General features: G+C 72.5%; 12 protein-coding genes. 6 read left to right on the top strand and 6 right to left on the bottom strand.

From position 1 onward, the window contains the following. Positions 1-61 precede the first annotated feature (61 nt). Both ACYVK5_RS03125 and ACYVK5_RS03130 read left to right on the top strand, forming a co-directional pair. On the top strand, positions 62-4,519 hold the full coding sequence (locus ACYVK5_RS03125; RefSeq protein ID WP_460701831.1) for an AAA domain-containing protein: 4,458 nt from the start codon (positions 62-64) through the stop codon (positions 4,517-4,519). Positions 4,520-4,954: 435 nt separating this feature from the next. Continuing rightward, complete coding sequence (locus tag ACYVK5_RS03130) at positions 4,955-6,046, top strand: excalibur calcium-binding domain-containing protein (protein ID WP_460701832.1); 1,092 nt, start codon at positions 4,955-4,957, stop codon at positions 6,044-6,046. Between the two features lie 128 nt (positions 6,047-6,174). Here ACYVK5_RS03130 and ACYVK5_RS03135 read toward each other — a convergent pair whose 3' ends face one another. Together ACYVK5_RS03135 and ACYVK5_RS03140 are read right to left on the bottom strand one after the other, a co-directional pair. Beyond that, the gene (locus tag ACYVK5_RS03135; protein WP_460701833.1) at positions 6,175-7,563 is read right to left on the bottom strand and encodes a hypothetical protein; all 1,389 of its coding nucleotides are present in this window, start codon (positions 7,561-7,563) and stop codon (positions 6,175-6,177) included. After that, positions 7,560-8,441: a SigE family RNA polymerase sigma factor gene (locus ACYVK5_RS03140; RefSeq protein ID WP_460701834.1), complete on the bottom strand. Its 882-nt coding sequence runs from the start codon at positions 8,439-8,441 to the stop codon at positions 7,560-7,562. Before ACYVK5_RS03140 ends, ACYVK5_RS03135 begins: the two co-directional genes overlap by 4 nt. Before the next feature lie 327 nt (positions 8,442-8,768). Between ACYVK5_RS03140 and ACYVK5_RS03145 the strand changes: the two genes are divergently transcribed. From ACYVK5_RS03145 to ACYVK5_RS03160, 4 genes are all read left to right on the top strand, one after another. After that, a complete protein-coding gene (locus ACYVK5_RS03145) occupies positions 8,769-9,710 on the top strand; it encodes a response regulator transcription factor (RefSeq protein WP_460701835.1) in 942 nt (313 codons plus the stop codon). Further along, the gene (locus tag ACYVK5_RS03150) at positions 9,698-10,942 is read left to right on the top strand and encodes a sensor histidine kinase (RefSeq protein WP_460701836.1); all 1,245 of its coding nucleotides are present in this window, start codon (positions 9,698-9,700) and stop codon (positions 10,940-10,942) included. Before ACYVK5_RS03145 ends, ACYVK5_RS03150 begins: the two co-directional genes overlap by 13 nt. Before the next feature lie 121 nt (positions 10,943-11,063). Then, positions 11,064-12,656, top strand: coding sequence for a sodium-dependent transporter (locus ACYVK5_RS03155; RefSeq protein WP_460701837.1), 1,593 nt, complete (start codon positions 11,064-11,066; stop codon positions 12,654-12,656). Continuing rightward, positions 12,653-12,790, top strand: coding sequence for a methionine/alanine import family NSS transporter small subunit (locus ACYVK5_RS03160; RefSeq protein WP_460701838.1), 138 nt, complete (start codon positions 12,653-12,655; stop codon positions 12,788-12,790). Before ACYVK5_RS03155 ends, ACYVK5_RS03160 begins: the two co-directional genes overlap by 4 nt. Positions 12,791-12,958: 168 nt before the next feature. Here ACYVK5_RS03160 and ACYVK5_RS03165 read toward each other — a convergent pair whose 3' ends face one another. The 4 genes from ACYVK5_RS03165 to ACYVK5_RS03180 all read right to left on the bottom strand — a co-directional run bounded on the left by ACYVK5_RS03165 (position 12,959) and on the right by ACYVK5_RS03180 (position 17,746). Continuing rightward, on the bottom strand, positions 12,959-14,275 hold the full coding sequence (locus ACYVK5_RS03165) for a D-arabinono-1,4-lactone oxidase (protein WP_460701839.1): 1,317 nt from the start codon (positions 14,273-14,275) through the stop codon (positions 12,959-12,961). Positions 14,276-14,406: 131 nt separating this feature from the next. Beyond that, positions 14,407-14,781 (bottom strand): STAS domain-containing protein, encoded by a 375-nt coding sequence (locus ACYVK5_RS03170; protein WP_460701840.1) that lies wholly within the window; start codon positions 14,779-14,781, stop codon positions 14,407-14,409. Positions 14,782-15,020: 239 nt separating this feature from the next. Then, positions 15,021-15,401, bottom strand: a complete 381-nt coding sequence (locus ACYVK5_RS03175) for a DUF2087 domain-containing protein (protein ID WP_460701841.1) — start codon at positions 15,399-15,401, stop codon at positions 15,021-15,023. A gap of 206 nt (positions 15,402-15,607) precedes the next feature. After that, positions 15,608-17,746, bottom strand: coding sequence for a M15 family metallopeptidase (locus tag ACYVK5_RS03180; protein ID WP_460701842.1), 2,139 nt, complete (start codon positions 17,744-17,746; stop codon positions 15,608-15,610). Between the last annotated feature and the right edge of the window lie 194 nt (positions 17,747-17,940).

The following is a 17,940-nucleotide window of genomic DNA, read 5'->3' on the forward strand; positions in this document are numbered from 1 at the left end:
AGATCACTGTCGAACTCGGAGTTCCTCCGTCGATGTCGGTGTCTCCTGATAGACCAGGGACATGTTCCTCTTGGAGCGCGGCCGTCCCGAGACTCTCGTGCACTCCGCCAGTGACCTGGTCGTGGCCGGCGAGTGCGAGTTCCGGCTGCTCAGAAGGCTCGACGAACTGCTCGGACGGACTCCGCGGCGCCCGCGCGACGAGGACGAGATGCTCGCGCGCACGGCCGCCCTCGGCGACGCCCACGAACGCCGGGTGCTCGCCTCCTACCAGGCACGGTTCGGCGTGACGACGCTCCCGGAGGGGCACGACGGCGCGCCGGCGGGTGGGGTGTTCAGCGTCCCGATCGCGCGCCGCATGTCGCACGACGAACTCGCCGCCGCGCACGAGCGCACGCTCGCGGCGATGGAGCACGGCGCGGACGTCGTCTTCCAGGCGTCCTTCTTCGACGGCCGCTTCCACGGCCGGGCCGACTTCCTCGTGCGCGGCCCCGGTGGCGATGCCGGTCCGGCCCCGGCCGCACGGGGCACGTCCGGGCCGCGCGACCCGGATCCCGCCCGGGCCGAGACACCCGGTCCCGCCGGCGCAGGGGCACGCAGCCTCGCCCGGGGCGAGGCATCCGGTCCGCGCTACGCCGTCTACGACACCAAGCTGGCGCGGCGCGCGAAGGTGCGCGCCCTGCTCCAGCTCGCCGCGTACGCCGACCAGCTGATCGCGGCCCGGATCGACCCGACCGACCACGTCCACCTGATCCTCGGGGACGGCACCGAGACGCACCACGACCTCGGCGACGTGCTGCCCGTGTTCCGGCAGCGCCGCGAGCGCCTGCTGCATGTCCTGACCGAGCACGTCTCCGACGACGCCCCGGTGGCCTGGCGGGACGACCGGTGGCTGGCCTGCGGGCGCCTCGGCGTGTGTCAGGACTGTGCCGAGGCAGCCGCCGCGCACCGGGACGTCCTTCTGGTCAAGGGCGTGTACGAGCGGCAGCGAGCCCGGCTGACGGCGGGAGGAGTGACCACCATCGACGCTATGGCCACCGCGGAGGCGGCCCCGGGCGGCATGGCGGCGGCGCGTTTCGAGGCCCTGAGGGAGCAGGCCCGCCTGCAGCTCGGCCTGGACGCGGGGCACGGCTCGGTCGCGTTGGACACCGGCGCGGTGACGTCGGTCGACGGCGCGCTCGCGACGGACGGGAGCCCGTCCGTGGCGAACGGTCCTCCGAGCGCGTCGGACGATGGCCCGGCGGACGGGACCGGCTCGGCCGCACCGGACAGCGCCGGTCCGGGGATCGTCCGCGTGGACGGCACCGCGGCGGCCGCGCGGCTGCGCTGGAAGATCGTGGACCCGCAGCCGATCGACAACCTGCCAGAGCCCTCGCCGGGCGACATCTTCTTCGACTTCGAGGGCGACCCCCTGTGGGAAGAGACGCGGACACCGGGTGAGCGTGCCGCGATGGGCCTCGACTACCTGTTCGGCTGGGTCGAGCGGCCGTCGTCGCCGGACGGGAAGCCGCCGTTCACCGGACTGTGGGCGGACGACCTGACCGCCGAGCGCGACGCGCTCGTGCAGTTCGTGGACCACGTGAACGCGCGCCGGGCCGCACATCCCGGGATGCACGTGTACCACTACGCGCCGTACGAGAAGACACACCTGCTGTCCATCGCCGCACGCCACGGCACCTACGAGGACGGGGTCGACGACCTGCTGCGTGAAGGCGTGCTGGTGGACCTCTACGCGGTGGTGCGGTCGGCGGTGCGGACAAGTGACCGGTCGCTGTCGATCAAGAAGCTCGAGCCGCTGTACATGCAGGACGATCCGGCGCGCGAAGGAGTGAAGGACGCCGCCTCGTCGGTGATCGAGTACGCGGAGTACGCGCAGGCACTCGTGGAGGGCCGGGTGGACGACGCCGCTGTGCTGCGGCGGCGGATCCTGGAGTACAACGAGTACGACTGTCGGTCGACGTTGCGGCTGCTGGAGTGGTTGGGGTGGGCTCGGGCGCAGGTCTTCGGGACGGATTCTCCGGGGCAGGTCTTCGAGGCGGCCCAGGGTCAGGGAGACCTCGCGCGGACGCGTTCACGGGCCCCAGGGGGCCCTCCACTTCGGGCTTTTACGTCCGCGCGAGGTCTCCCTGACCCTGGGCCTCGGTTGGGGGAGGAGCCGCGGGCTGTAGGGGGCGGGGCTGTGGGTGAGGTTCTGAGTTCGGGGGGAGATCGGGTCGCGGGGTCGGGGGGAGATGGTGGTGGTGAGAGCTCTCGGCAGGCGGCTCGACGGGAAAGCCGGGAACGGCGTGCCGCGCTGGCGCGGGAGATTCGCGAGGTGGTGGGAGAGAGTGCTGAGGGGCGGAGCAGTACTGAGCAGGCGCTGGCGCTGCTCGGTGCTGCCGTCGAGTACTACGTGCGGGAGGACAAGCCGTTCTGGCAGGAGCACTTCGGGCGGCTGGAGCTGCCTGTCGACGAGTGGCCCGGGCAGGGTTCCACGTTCCGCGTCGAGCAGGGGCGGGTCCTCCGGGCCTGGGAGGTCGAGCCCGGGAGGAGGACGCCCTCGCGGGACGTCGAGCTCACGGGCCGCATGCTCGATGCCTCGCGGGTCGGTGACTCCGACCTGGTGGCGGGGACCGCGGTGGAGGTGCTCTACGACCGGCCGGTACCGGCCGTCGTGCGGAACCTGCCGGATCGGGCCGTCCGGGGCTCGCACTCCGGGGGTGAGATCGTCGCCGTGCAGTCGTACGGCGGCGGCGCGGGTGCCACTGCCGACGCCGGCGCCGGCGCAGGTGCAGGTGCCGACGCCCGTGCCGGTACCGGTGCCCCAGGTGGCGGTGACCATGGCGGTGCCAGTGTCGACGCCGGTGCCGGTGCCGGGGAAGACGCCGACGTCGTCGTGCTCCGGGAGCGGCTGCGGCGGGACGCCGGTGAGCACGAGCAGTTGCCGGTCGCCCTCGCGCCCGGAGCAGGGCCGGGGCACGGACCACAGGAGCAGGCGATCGAGGACGCGGCCGCGGACGCCCTGCGGTCGTGGCGTGAGGGGCACGGGCTGCCCTCCGGACCCGCCGCGGACATCCTGGAACGACGTCCCCCCTCGCTGGTGAGCCGCGGCGGACTACCGGCGTCTCGCGACCACGGCGACATGGTGACGACGCTGGAGCAGGCCCTGCGGGATCTCGACAGCTCCTATCTCGCCGTGCAGGGGCCGCCCGGGACCGGCAAGACACATGTCGGATCGCACGTCGTGGCGCGGCTCGTCGCCGACGGATGGCGGATCGGCGTGGTGTCGCAGTCCCACGCCGCCGTCGAGAACATGCTGCACGCCGCCGTGGACAAGGCAGGCGTTCCGGCCGCCGTCGTGGCCAAGAAGAAACAGGAGTCCGGCATGACGCGCGGGCGCGGCCTGCCCCGCGCAACAGGCGCCGAGGCTCCGGACGATCCGCTCGCGCCGCCCTGGCACGAGCTGAGCGCGGACTCGCTCGCGGATTTCGCCGCCCGGCAGCCCGACGGCTGCGTGGTGGGCGGCACCGCATGGGACTTCGCGCACCGGCGCTGGCCCGCCGCGGGACTCGACCTGCTCGTGATCGACGAGGCCGGGCAGTTCTCGCTGGCCGACGCCGTCGCGGTCACGCGGTCGGCCCGGCGCGTCCTCCTGCTGGGTGACCCGCAACAGCTCCCCCAGGTGACACAGGGCCGGCATCCCGAGCCCGTGGACTCGTCCGTGCTCGGCTGGCTCACGGGTACGGAGCCCGTGCTGCCCGCGGAGCTCGGCTACTTCCTGGACATGTCGTGGCGGATGCATCCGGCGCTGTGCCGCAAGGTGTCAGACCTCGCCTATTCCGGGAAGCTGGACGCGCACCCGGTCGCCGCGAGGCGCTCGCTCGTCGGCGTGGAACCAGGGGTGCACCACGTCCCCGTGCCGCACGGGGGCAACCGGCTCTCCTCGCCCGAGGAGGCGGCCGAGGTCGTCCGGCAGGTGCGAGCCGTGCTGGGGCGTGAGTGGTTCGACCCGTCCTTCCTGCGTACCCAGAGCATCGCCGGGGAGGACGCGGCTCCCGAGAACGCGGCTTCTCGCAACACGGCCGGCGAGGACGCGATCCCCCAGGACACCGCTGCGAGGGGCACGGCTGTCGAGGAGACGACAGACCGGGAACGGCGGAAACGCGTCGGCGGCTCACGGCCCCTGGGCCAGGAGGACGTCGTGGTGGTGGCCGCCTACAACGCGCAGGTGCATGTCGTCCGGCGTGCTCTCGCCGAGGCCGGCCTGGACCGTGTGTCCGTCGGGACGGTCGACCTGTTCCAGGGGCGCGAGGCACCGGTGGTGATCCTGACGCTCGCGGCGTCGTCGCCTCATGACGTCTCGCGCGGCATGGGATTCCTGCTGTCGCGCAACCGCCTGAACGTGGCGGTGTCCCGGGCCCAGTGGCGGGCGGTCGTGGTGCGCTCCCCGCGCCTGACCGACTACGTCCCGGGTGACCTCGAGGCGGACGGCCTCCGCCATCTCCTCGACCTCGGCGCGTTCCTCCGGCTCACCGCCGACTGACCGAGGACCGGCCCGGGGGCGCCGACGGGAACTCGGCAGAGTAACGCCTTCCCGCTCCGGTAGGGCAAAATGTCCGGTCGGGTGGCCACGCCCCTGGCGTTTTCGACGCCGGATGCTTCATAGTGGCCCCGCCCCCACGTTGAAGGAGAGACCATGGCCGTGCGCTTCAACCCGCCCCCGGGTTGGCAAGTGCCCCCGGGCTTCCGACCCGACGCCAGCTGGGTGCCTGACCCGTCCTGGCCTCCGGCCCCGCCCGGCTGGGAGTACTGGATCACGGAGCCGGGCCCGGCCCCGGCGCCACCAGCTTCGGAGCCGCCGCCCGGCGCACCTGCCGCGCCGCCATCCGGCGCGCCGTCGGACGCCGCGCCGCCGTCGGACGCCCGACCGCCGGCGCACACCATGCCGCCGTCGCACTCTGTCGGCCAGGACCACGCGATGACGGGGGCGCCGGCCGACGAGACCTCACCGGCCTCCCCTGTCGACGAGCTGACCGTCCGCCGGGTGCCCGATGACGCCGCCGTCACCCGGGTACTCGACGAACCGACCGTCGCCGTGCCGGCCGGCGATCCTGGGCCGGGCCGGCCGGGAACGGACGAGACGATGATCCGCCCGGCGCCCGCCGGTGACAGCCCGGCACCGCGCGAGGACACCAGCACGATGGCGCTCGAGGCCGTGCCCGGGCAGGTCCTGCCGGGACAGCGTCCGGGACAGGCCCCTCCAGGGCCTCCCCCGCACCCCGGGATGCACCCTGGCGCGGGTGGTCCGGGCTACGGGGGCTACGGCGGCCCCATGGGTCCCGGGGCTCCGGGCACCGGCGGCGCCGGCATGCTGCCGCCCGACGGGCAGGCACCGAAGAACTCCGTGGCCACGATGGGTCAGAATCTGCTCGGCTCGATCAAGAACCTCGGCAACCGGTCCCGCCCGCAGGAGCCCGCCCAGTCGTTGCCGCCCGGTCCCGGCGCGCCGATGCCTGCCGGCCCCGGCACGCCCGGCCCCGGCCGGCCGCCCGGCGGCAATGCCCGTGGAGGTGCCCGGTCGCCCGGCTCTCCGCTCCTGATCGGCGTCGGGATCGCCGGCGCGGCGCTCGGCGTGATCATCGGCGTGATCATCACCGCCGGTCTGCAGGCCGACGCGAATCAGGCGATCACCGACGCCGAGCAGATCCAGGCCGAGGTCGCCGCCGAGCGTGACCAGCTCGACAAAGATCTCGCGCAGCTCAAGGAGCAGCGTGACGAGGTCGCGCAGCGTGAGCAGGACCTCGGCGAGCGTGAGGCGAAGCTCGTCAAGAACGAGCGCGACCTGGAGGAGCAGCGAAAGCAGCAGGAGCAGCAACAGCAGGAGCAGGACGACGAGGACGAGCGGGAGGAGAACAACGGGAACGGCAACGGGAACGGCGGTTTCCAGTTCTTCTTCACCTGTGACGACGTGCGTGCGGCAGACCGTGCACCGCTTCCGGACTCCGACCCGAGCTACCGCTGGGATCTCGACCCGAACCGCAACGGTCAGGCCTGTGAGGACGGCGAGTAGAAGCACGGGAAGGATGAACGGCCCGAGGCAGAACCCCAGATTTCTGCCCCGGGCCGTTCGCTTGTTCCCGCCGGAGGAACCCAGACTCCGGCGGGAAGTCTTGTGCCGCCCTCACGGGCCTGGTCGCGTCACCCTCCGGAGTCGCCTCCGAAGACGCCTCCGTCGTCGCCGCCGACCATGTCGCCCACGCCGTCGATCGCGCCCTCGAGGAGCTTGCCCACGCCGTCGGTCACGGTCTCGATCGGTCCCGTCGAGCCGTCATCCCCCGAGTCGCTCGGGGTGGGGCCGGGCGACGTCGCGTCCGACCCGGGAGCATCGTCCCCGGCGGGAAGGTCGATCAGCCCGCGCTGCACGGCGACGGCTGCCTCGGTCAGGTCGATGAGGCACCGTCGCCACTGTCCGGCGTCGACGCCGTCGGGCACGGTGCCGAGTGTGTCCTCGGTCAGCCCGGACGGGGCCGTCCACGCGTCGTCGCCGCGCGACGAGACGCAGACCTCCATCGCCGCGACGACGGGCTTGGTCGCGTCGCCGGTCATGACCTGACCGAGCTCCGTGACCAACGGGGTGAGCTCGGCGCTGGAAGGCTGCCCGACGGCGCCCCCGGCCGGGTCGTACGTGACGGTGCACTCGGGCGACGTCGTCCGGCACCATGAGGCGCCCCACCGGTCGCCGTCGGCGAAGACGAACCCGCGCGGCTCGACCGGCGAGCGGACCTCGGCGACGCGCAACCACACCTCGCCGTCGCCGAGCACGTCGAACGGGGCGATCGGGACCGAGGTCGTCGACGGGTCCGCCGCGTCCAGCGGCTCGTCCAGGACGAGGTGCTGCGCACCGGAGGTGAGGCCGGACGTGAGGCCGAAGACCAGCGAGGCCCCGCCGTCGGCCCGCTGGACCATCGCGTCGTTCGTGACGCCGTCCCAGAGCAGCGTGCCCGCGGTGCCGCCACGGGCCATCGCGCTGAAGTCCTGGTCCGTGCCGGCGAAGATGCGCAGCGCCTTCCAGACGGTCTCGCCGTCCTCGGTCCCGAGGTCGACCTGGGCGAAGAAGCGCAGACTGTCGCCCCAGGCGCTGATCCCGAGATCGACGACGGCGGTGTCGGCGTCGACCATGACCGTGACCGGCTCCGTGACCTGCCACACGGCGGGACCGACCTTCGTGATCTGCGCGGACTCGTCAGGGATTCCGGACGGGCCGGTCGTCTGCGAGGTCGACTCGGGCGTGGGGGCGGGCTCGGCGTCGACGGTGTCGCCGTCGGAACTCACCGACGTCGACGGCGACACGTGTACCGGACCGTCGCTCCACAGGCCGGGCACGCCGGGAAGCGCGCCGGCAGCGCCGAAGCCCGCCGTGCTCAGGACCAGACCGGCGGCCGCGGCGTAGCCGGCGCGGCGCGTGGTGTGCTTGCGGCGGCTGGAGCGGAGCACGGAGTCGACGTCGAGGGTCGAGCTTCCGGCGGCGTCGAACGCGGTGTCGCGGAGGCGGGAGACGAACTCCTGGTCGGACATGTGGTCGCTCATCGGGCACCTCCCCGTGCTTCCAAGATCGTGCGCAGCTGGGCGAGTCCGCGCGACGCCGTCGACTTCACCGTGCCGAGCGGCATGCCCAGTTCACCGGCCACCTCGGTCTCCGACAGGTCCAGCAGGTGCCGCATCACCACCACCCGGCGCTGCTTCAGCGGTAGCTGGAGGAGCGCGCGGACCACGGCGTCGCGGTCCTCGACCGTGCGGGTGGCCGACGCCGCGCCGGAGCCGCCGCGCGCGGCCTCGCCCCCGGCGGCGGGCTCGTTCAACAGGTCCTCGGGCCCTGCGAGCACCTCACGGCGCGTACGGCGCCAGGTGTCGATGCGCAGGTTGGCGAGGATGCGTCGCGCATAGGCCAGCGGCTCGCCCTGGCGGGCCTTGTGCCAGTGGCGGTAGCAGCGCTCGAAGGTCTGCTGCGTGAGTTCCTCCGCGCGATGCCGATCGCCGCAGAGGAGGAAGGCCATGCGATGGAGCGGATCACGGGCAGACCGCATGAACTCCGTGAACTCCGTATTCTTGTCCGTGACCTGCGCACCTTCGGCAGTGGCGCGTTCGGAATCCGGTTGTCGCGCGCTGCCACGCGCTGCCGCGTGGCGTATCTGGGCACCCACGCGGCCCGAGGCTACGGCATCCCCTGACCAGTTGCGATAGTCGGCGGGACACTGGACGACATTGCTTTCGTCATACACACGGTCCTGTTCGGCCGGGCCGGCGCCGACCGGGCCGGCATCGACCGGCCCGGCACCGACGAACTCGACACTCACGGTCCCCACCGGACCACGGGAGGATGCCGCCGCCCCCTGCGCGGCGGCAACTCCCTCTGGCATGCCGTCCCGGGGCACGCCGTGCACCGTCAGGCCCTCGACGAGGTCCATGACGACGCGCACATCGGTCCGATGTGCGGGAACGGTGACGGAACGCGTGCACTCGCACGCGTTGTGCCTGGGGATGCCTACGGCGAGATACGCCGGGGGCGGGACAACGACCGTCACGAACAGAACACGCGACGGGTTCCGCAAAAGTTCCAGACAGTTCTGCGAATTTCGTCATAAAGCTGGTCTGCCGGGCGAGCCGTCCGGCCGCGCCACCTCGCCGCGCGCTTCCGTCGCCGACCGCTCGGGCTCAGTCCCGGCGTCTTACGGTGCGGTGACGGTGCCCGGCGATCGACGTCGTCCGCCGCCGCCTCTCCCTATGCTGGTGAGATGCCCCGAGTCCTGGTCGTCGACGACGACCGCACCGTCGCCGAGGTGGTGGTCGCCTACCTGGAGCGCGCCGGGATCGACGCGGATCATGCCGCCGACGGGCGCGCCGCCCTGGAGTCGGCGGTTGCCACGCCGCCCGACGCCGTCGTGCTCGACCTCATGCTGCCGGGGATCGACGGGCTCGAGGTCTGCCGCCGCCTGCGACGACGACGGCCCGACCTGCCGGTGCTCATGCTCACCGCCCGCGGCGAGGAGGAGGATCGCGTCCTCGGCCTGGAGATCGGCGCCGACGACTACGTGACCAAACCGTTCAGCGCCCGCGAGCTCACCCTGCGCGTCCAGGCCCTCCTGCGCCGCGCGGCCCGTCCGGGCCGCCCCCGCGAGGGGGACCGGGACACGCCGGCGCGCGCCGGCGGCCGGGCCGGCGAGCGCCCGGACTCCTCGGAGGGTGCCGAGCAGGGCAGCGGTACGTTGCCCGGGCACGGAACCTCGACGTCGGACGGCGATGTGCTGCGCGACGGGGACCTCGTCCTCGACGCCGGGGCGCACCGGGTGACCCGGGGTGGACGGGAGTTCTCGCTCACGACCCGGGAATTCGATCTGCTGCGCTGGTTCCTGCGCAACCCTGGCCAGGTGCACGACCGGCCCGGCCTCATGCGCGAGGTCTGGGGCTGGGAGTTCGGTGACCAGTCGACCGTGACCGTGCACGTCCGCCGGCTGCGCGAGAAGGTCGAGGCGGACCCGTCCAGGCCGGAACGCCTGGTCACGGTGTTCGGCGTGGGCTACCGCTGGGACGGCGCGAGCGACGCGAGGACGGACGCGTCCCGGCCGCGTGCGGCCGGGGTGGCACCGGACGGCGCGGCCGACACCTCGGAAACGGGTGCTCCGGGAGCGAGCACGGCGGCGGACGCCTCACCCGAGGATTCCTCGTGGACGACGTGATGCTGGAGGGCGTCGCCCTGTCGGCCGGGGTGGCGGCCGCGGTCGGCGCGGTGGGTGCCCTCGTCGTCTTCGCGCTGGCCCGACGGCGTGCCGCGGTGGCGGCGGTACTCGCGCCGCTGGTGGTCGTGGTGTCCGTCGCGGCGGGTGTGTACGCGAGCGTGCGCGCCATGTTCCTGTCGGACAAGGACTCCACCACCGTGCTGCTCCTGCTCGCGGCGGCGATCCCGGTCGCGCTCGGCGTCGGGATGGTGCTCGCGGTGCGGATCTGGCGGATCGCCGCGGAGGCCGCGGCCGTCACGGCCGCGCGGGAGCGGGACCGGGAGATCGAGGCCGGGCGCCGCGAGATGGTCGCCTGGGTGTCCCACGACCTGCGCACACCGCTCGCCGCCGTCCGCGTGCTCGCCGAGGCGCTGGAGGACGGGGTCGGCGACGGGGACGAGACCGTGCGTCGCATCCAGGCCGAGAACCGGCGGATGTCGGGCATGGTGGACGATCTGCTCGCGCTGTCGCGGCTGCAGTCGCCGGCGCTCGTCCTCCACACACAGCCCGTGGACCTGCGCGACCTCGTCTCCGACGCCGTCGCCGCCATCCGTCCCCTCGCCGACGCGCGGGACGTGCGCGTGGTGGAGGCCGACGGCGGCGGCGCGGTGGCCACGGTCGACGCCCGCGAGGTCGCCCGGGCGATAGGGAACCTCCTGGTCAACGCCGTCCGATACACCCCGCCGGGCGGCACGGTCACGGTCACGGCCCGGATCTCGGAGGTGGCCGTCGTCGCCGTGCAGGACGAGTGCGGTGGCATTCCCGAGGCGGATCTCCCCCGGATGTTCGAGGCGGGGTGGCGCGGGACGCGGGCCAGGACGCCCGAGCGGGCGACCCCGCTACGTCCCGTGGTCGAGCGGGTCGACGCGGGCGGGACGGGGTCGACGAGGTCGACCGTCGGCGGCACCGGGGCCAGGCACGCCACGGTCGGCGTCGGGCACGGGGCCGGACGGGACAGGGTCGAGGACGGGACCGGGCAGGACAGGGCCAGGCACGGGACCGGGCGGGAGGGCGCCAGGCCGGACGGCGCCGGGCCGGAGGCGCCGCACGAGAGCGGCGGTGCCGGGCTCGGGCTGGCGATCGTGCGCGGTGTCGCCGATGTCCACGGGGGATCCGCATCGATCCGGAACACCGGAACGGGCTGCCTCGCGGAGCTGCGGCTGCCCGTCCGCGGCGAGAGGGTGCGGGGGTAGGCGCGGCCTCCGAGCCCGCGGTCGGCGCGGCCTCCGAGCCCGCGGTCGGCGCGGCCTCCGAGCCCGCGCCGCGCCGCGAACACCCGTGCGCGAAGGTTCCGTCCGGGGGATGATCAGGATCATGAGTGCACAAACTTCACCCGCGACACGGCCACGGGAGGAGTGGACCGGACAGGTCGGCTTCATCCTGTCGGCGATCGGGTCGGCGGTCGGGCTGGGGAACATCTGGCGTTTTCCCGGCGTGGCCTATGAGAACGGTGGCGGGGCGTTCCTCGTGCCGTACCTGATCGCCCTGATCACCGCGGGCATACCCATCCTGTACCTCGACTACGCGATCGGACACCGGTTCCGCGGCTCGGCCCCGCAGGCGTTCCGCCGGATCAGCCGCTGGTTCGAGACCCTCGGCTGGTACCAGGTGGCGATCTGTTTCGCGATCGCCGTCTACTACACCGCCGTCATCGCGTGGGCGCTGAGCTTCTTCTGGTACTCCTTCGACCTGCGCTGGGGCGCCGACACCACGACGTTCTTCCTGGTCGACTACCTCCAGGTGGCCGACGTCGGCGGCGCCGACCCATGGTTCACCTTCGACTTCGTTCCTTCGGTGCTCATCCCGCTCGCGCTCGTCTGGGTCGTGGCGATCGTCGTGCTGTCGGCCGGGGTCGCGCGCGGCGTGCAGCGGGTGAACTTCGTGTTCATGCCGCTGCTGCTGGTCGCGTTCGGCGTGCTGGTGGTCCGCTCGCTGTTCCTCCCGGGGGCCACGGACGGGCTGAACGCCCTGTTCACGCCGAACTGGGGCGCGCTCGGGGACGCCGACGTCTGGATCGCGGCGTACGGCCAGATCTTCTTCTCGCTGTCCATCGCGTTCGGGATCATGATCACGTACGCGTCCTACCGCAAGCGCCGCGGGAACCTCACCTCGCCAGGCCTGGTGGTCGCGTTCGCGAACTCCGGCTTCGAGCTCTTCGCCGGGATCGGCGTGTTCGCAGCCCTCGGCTTCCTGGCCGGGCAGCAGGGGATGGCGATCGGCGATCTCGAGGGGATCACCGGACCGATCCTGTCGTTCGTGACCTTCCCCGCCCTGATCTCCCAGATGCCGGCCGGCGCACTGTTCGGGGCGCTGTTCTTCGGGTCGCTGGTGATGGCCGGGTTCACCTCGCTCGTGTCGATCCTGCAGGTCGTCTCGGCCGCGTTCCAGGAGAAGCTGGCGATCTCGCGGCGGCAGGCGGCGTTCGCCATCGGCGGGCTCGCGGCCGTGATCTCGGTGCTGGGCTTCTCGACGACGACGGGCCTGATCGCCCTCGACACCCTGGACAACTGGGCCAACAACATCGGGATCGTGTCGTCGGCCGTCCTCATGAGCGTGCTGGTGATCTGGGGCGCGCGCCGGGGCGGGGAGCTGCGGTTCCACCTGAACTCGGTGTCCACGTTGCAGGTCGGGGGCTGGTGGACGTTCTGCGTCGGGATCCTGGCGCCGTTGGTGCTGGGCTGGATGCTCGTGTCGCGGATCGTGACACTGCTCGTCGACGGGTACGAGGGGTATGCACCGTGGTATCTCGGCGTCGTCGGGTGGGGCGCGATCGCCGCGTTCGTGGTGTTCGCCGTGCTGCTCACGCTCATGCCCTGGAGATCACCGGTGGACGCCTATGACCCGTGGCCGCGCTACGACAAGGACCACGGCCTCCCGGCGCGTGGGGCGAAGGGAGGTGCGGCATGAACGCGGGCGCGATCGTGCTGATGGTGTTCTCGCTGCTGGTCGTGTGGGGCGGGCTGGGTGTGAGCATCGCGATGCTCATGGCCCGTCCCGAACGCACGGACTGGCCCGACGGCGGGGGCGAGGCGGACGGCTGACCCCTCCGCCGCGGCGCCGATCCGCGGGTCGGCGATGCGGTCGGTCGCTTGTCGGGTGGTCGGTCCGCTGTCGGGGCAGGTCGGTCGGTTGTCGTGAGGTCGGTCGCTCGGGGGACCGACTTCTCGACATCGGACCGACCTGCCCCGACAAGCGGCCGACCGCAGCGCCTACGCCGGAAGGATCTCCATGAGGTAGCCGCCGCGGAACTTGCCCCGCGGGTCCAGGCGGCCCGCCAGGGCGGCGAAGTCGTCGAAGCGGGGGAACATCGCCGCGACCTCTGCGGGCGGCGCGACGAAGATCTTGCCCCAGTGCGGGCGAGCACCCAGCGGGAGCAGCACGTCCTCCATGTCGTGCAGCACGGCCCGGACCGCGTCGGCGTCGGGCCGCCAGGTGAAGTGCAGGGCGAGGGTGTCGCCGTCGAACGGGCTGAGCCAGAGGTCGTCGCCCGCGACGGTCCGGATCTCGCTCGCGAACAGCAGGGGCGCCATCTTGGGACCGAGACCGCGCATCGCGCCGATCGCCTCGGCCGCGCGCTCGCGCGGCACGAGGTACTCGGACTGGAGCTCGGCGCCCGTCGACGGGGTGTGCTCCGCGCGGAAGTGCGGGAGTCGCTCGTGTGCGGGGCCGGGCACGCCGCCCTGGACGGTGCAGGCAGCGGGGTCCTCGCCGGGCAACGGATGCATCGGGCCGGCGGCGTCCCGCGCGCCCAGGTCCAGCAGGATGTCCCGGGCCGGCCGGAGCGGCCGCACCGAGCCGGCGGCGGGGTCCCGGCCCTCCCGGACGGCGGGGCCGTCCGCCCGCGACTTCAGCCAGACCTGCGAGACGGTGGCCTCGTCCCAGAGGGTGAAGGAGCTGACCGAGTACGCCGAGCCGGTGACCGTGTCGAGGTCGGCGAGCAATGCCTCCCACGGCAGGTCGACGACGACGTCCTGGCTGACCTCGAACGCCGGGTCGGTGGCCATCTCGACGCGCGTCACGACGCCGAGCGCCCCGAGGCCGACGACCGCGCCCGGGAAGTCCGCGTCGCCGCGGCGCAGGGTCCGTGCCTCGCCGTCGGCCGTGACGATCTCCAGCCCGACGACGTCGCTCGCGAGACACCCGTTCGTGTCCCCCGAGCCGTGGGTCGCGGTGGCGATCGCTCCCGCCAGCGAGATGTGCGGGAGCGACGCCATCGTGCGCAGGGCCCGGCCCTGTTCCAGCAGTGCCGTGCCCGCCTGGCCGTACAGCAGCCCGGCGTGCAGCGACGCCACGCCGCTGTCGGGGTCGACGACGACGGCCGGGCGCCCGTCGTCGTACGCGTCGAGCAGCACATGGGTACCCGTGGTGTCCGCGACGTCGCAGAACGAGTGCCGCGAGCCCAGTGCCTTGACCTTGTCGGCCCCGCCGACCAGGTCCGAGAGTTCCTGCGGGGTGCTCGGCCGTACGACCGCACCGGCCGAGTAGGTGAGGTTGCCTGCCCAGTTCACTCTGACGTCGTTGGTCACGACCACAGGGTGCCACCCGTGGAACCGACCGCCGGAATCGGTCTCACGGCCGGTGTGGAACCGGATGTGGAGGGGAGATCGCCGAGGTGGTCGACGGCGGCGCTGCCCGACCTCCTCGACGACGCGGACCGTCAGGCGGTCGCTTTCTCCTCCATGAGCAGGTGCTCCGAGATCCCGACCATGTCCAGGACTCGCATGACCTCGGCCGAGGGATCACGCAGGGTCACCGTCGACCCTGTCTCCTCGCCCAGCACGAAGACCTGGAGGATGAACGCGACCCCGGAGGAGTCGATGAAGGTGACGTCCCGCGCATCGACGACCACGGGCGCGGGGTCGGGACGGGAGGCGAGGGAGGCCATCGCCTGGCTGGCGGCTTCCCTGAGTTGAGCGTCGACCTCGCCCCAGAGGGTGAGGATCGAGCCGTCGTACACATGTCGGCAGGTGATCCCGGAGCCGGGGCGTCCGGGCTCTGTTGCGGGGTCGGAAGAGCTCGGGAGAGGATCCATGTCTTCGTACACTCCGTTGTCAGTGCTTCGACCGATATTTGACGTGCCCTTGACGCAAAGCCACTTCACCGTGATGCGCAGGGCAGGAATTCGACTGGGTTCGAGTCTTCACCCAACGGACCGAAGAGTCCAGTCCTGACCGGTTACGTTCACGTTGCGCGAAGTCAAGATCACGTGACACTGCGCCAACGAGCCGCCGCGGGCGACAGTTCCCACTGTTGCCACCCTCGCCGTATTCCTCATGACTCCTCCGAGTTTTGGTCAAACTCTTGCTCGAGAATTCTGGTCGCCAGGGGAAGTGCGTCCGCCGCATCGTCGGTGTCGTACTCGGTGCGCTCGGTGCGCCAGTACTCGGCGCCGTCCCGCGTCCGCGTGACGAGCCCGAGGTCTACCATCGCCCGTCGCAGACCGACAGGATCACGTGCGAAGCGGGTCAGACGGTCGGTGAGTTCTCGCTCGCCGACAGGTTCCAGGAGAAGCGGAAGCGCCTGCGTCGCGATGTACCGCGTGACCGCGATCTTGTCGCGCCGGCGGCGGGGCAACGTCTCGAGGCGGCCGACACGGAGGAACCGCCGCGGATCACCGGCGGCTTTCTCGGCATCCGAAGGGTCGACGCTCATCACTGTGCACTGTAGATCGTGTGCATGAATCCCCGGTATCCCAGCGCCGTCGCGACCCCGAAGTCTCAGCGGTGCGCGGGCGCCCGGTTCAGATCTGGCTCGTCAGATGGCTGGCCCGACGCCGGTGTCTTCGCCGCCGGCCTTGGTGACGCACGACCAGCAGCCCACGGCCCGGCACGATCGGGCTGCGAGAACAATCCTCGCCGTCACTCCTCACCGTCGGAGTCCTCGCCCTCGGAGTCCTGACCGTCCTCGTCCCTCCGGCGGGCGAGCGCTGCTGCCGTGGTCGAGCCGACGACGGCGGTCATCGCGTCCGTGCGCGTCGAAGGCTCGTCGGACGGCTCGGACTGCTCCGACTGCTCGGTGTCCGGCTCGCCGTCGTCACCCGTGCCGCCGTCGCCCGCGTCACACGAGGGGTCCTCTTCCGCACCGTCACCGGAGCCGGAGTCGTCATCGGAGCCGTCGCCCGGCTCCTCGCCCGCGGTGCCGTCGTCGTCGCCCGGCTCACCGGACTCGTCCGTGGACTCGTCACAGGACTCGCCGGAGTCGTCGCCGGGATCCCCCGGCTCGGTGGGCTCGCCGCTCGGCTCGCCCGGCTCGTCGTCCGGATCACCCGGGTCGCTCGGCTCTTCGCCGGGTTCGCTGGGCGAAGGCGACGGACTCGGCTCCTCGCTGGGCGAGGGGGACGGAGTCGGCGTCGGTTCCTCGGTCGGCGAGGGCGAGGGCGACGGGGTCGGCGTCGGTTCCTCGCTGGGCGAGGGCGAAGGCGACGGGCTCGGCTTCGGCTTGCTCGGCGACGGGGTCGGCTTGGGCGACGGCTCCGGCGGCTTGGACGAGGGAGGCGAGCCATCCCCCGGATCCTTGCTCGGGTCGCCCGACCCGGAGCCCTTGCCGCCGTCCTTCGAGCCCTTGGTGTCCTTGGCGGGGATCGCGTCGGGCTCGTCGCCGGGCTTCGGCTTCTCCGGCGGCCGGTATCGCGGGTCGTCCTCCGTACCGATGTCCGACACGTCCAGTGCGCGGTTGGGGATGACCCCGGCCGCGAAGAACTCGAAGTGCCACGGCTCGGGCTTCGAGCCGTCCAGCCGGGCCCACCCCGGGTTGTCCCAGCCGTAGTCCGGTCCGTGCACGCGCAGCCACGCGTACTCGGCGCTCAGGCCCGTGTTGATCGGCACGCCGAGATCGACGGCGATCCCCCACCCGTGGTTGGAGGTACCGGGGATCGCGGCCAGGGCCGGCTTGGTCGCGCGCAGTGTCACCTGCGCCTCGTACGTCCGGTACGAGTCGGTGATCGGGATGCTGCGGCCGAACCGCTTCTCGTACTCCTCGTTGAGCGCGGTGAGCCGCTCGGCCGCATCGCAGCGCAGGCGGTGGCCCGGCGCGAACTCGAGAGAGCAGAGGACCGCGACCGGGATGCGCCCGTTCGCGAACCCGGCCGTGGACCCGCCGAACGCATCCACGATCGACACCAGGTTCTGCCGCAGGCCCGGGTCACCGGAACCGGCCGCGCTGCCCGCGCCGGTCGCCGGTACCGGGGCGACGATGAGGGCGTCCGCCGCGCTCGGGTCCATGAGCAGCGCGAGCCGCTGTGCCGCGAGCACGAGGTCCTCGCGCGTGACCAGCGTGGCGTGATCGTGGGTGTCCGTCCCGGCCTCGTGGTCGTGCGAGCCGCCCGTACCGGGATCGTCGACCGGTTCGTCGTTCACGCCGCGGACGTGTGAGGCCTCGGTCGCGGACCCGACGTCCACGGTCCCTCCCGGCAAGTCACCGCCCTGTCCCTCGTCCCCCTCGCCACCGAGTTCCTCGGCACCGTCGCGGCTGCCCGTCCCGCCGACCACGGACCCGTCACGCGGGTCCAGGATCCCCGACGCGGCGCGGATCGCCTCCTGCTGCACCCGGTAGGTCGTGTACAGCATGCCGAGCTCGGCGGCAGCCTGAGCGACCTGCGGGTCCATCGACGCGCCCTGCTCGACCGCGAGCCGGTGCGCGCGCTCCAGGACCCCGAGCACCTGGTCGATCGTGATGTTCTTGCCGGAGACGGCTACGACGGATGCTTCCCCGGAGGCCGCGTACGAACGGAGTGGCGCGTCGGCATAGCCCACTCCGCCCTGCGGCAGGCTTCCGCCCGAGCCGAACAGCACGGCCACGGCGACCGCCGCGCCCACCGCCGCCGCCGAGATCCGCCGCAGTCCGCGGCGGTGCGCACGCACGAAGGCGGCGCCGGGCAGCCGGAACCGCCGGCCCTTCGCCCCGGCCCCAGGAACCGCAGTCCCGGGCAGCACGGTTTCCGGCGCCTCGTCGGCACCGTCCGCGCGTTCCCCACCAGAGGAATCGCTCGGGCTGCTCATGGGCACTCCCCCTACGTCGATGGGAGACCGACACGGCTCCGTCGCTCGCTCAGCTCCGTCGCCATCTCGACCTCGTCCTGCGCGCTCGCATCTTCGCATACACCACTGACACCGACCGGTGCCCGATGAGCGGCGTGGCCGGTACTGCGTCCCGACCGGGTCGAGCGCCTTCGGCACTCGCCCCGGCCATCGAT

The sequence above is a fragment of the Myceligenerans halotolerans genome (genome assembly GCF_054782975.1).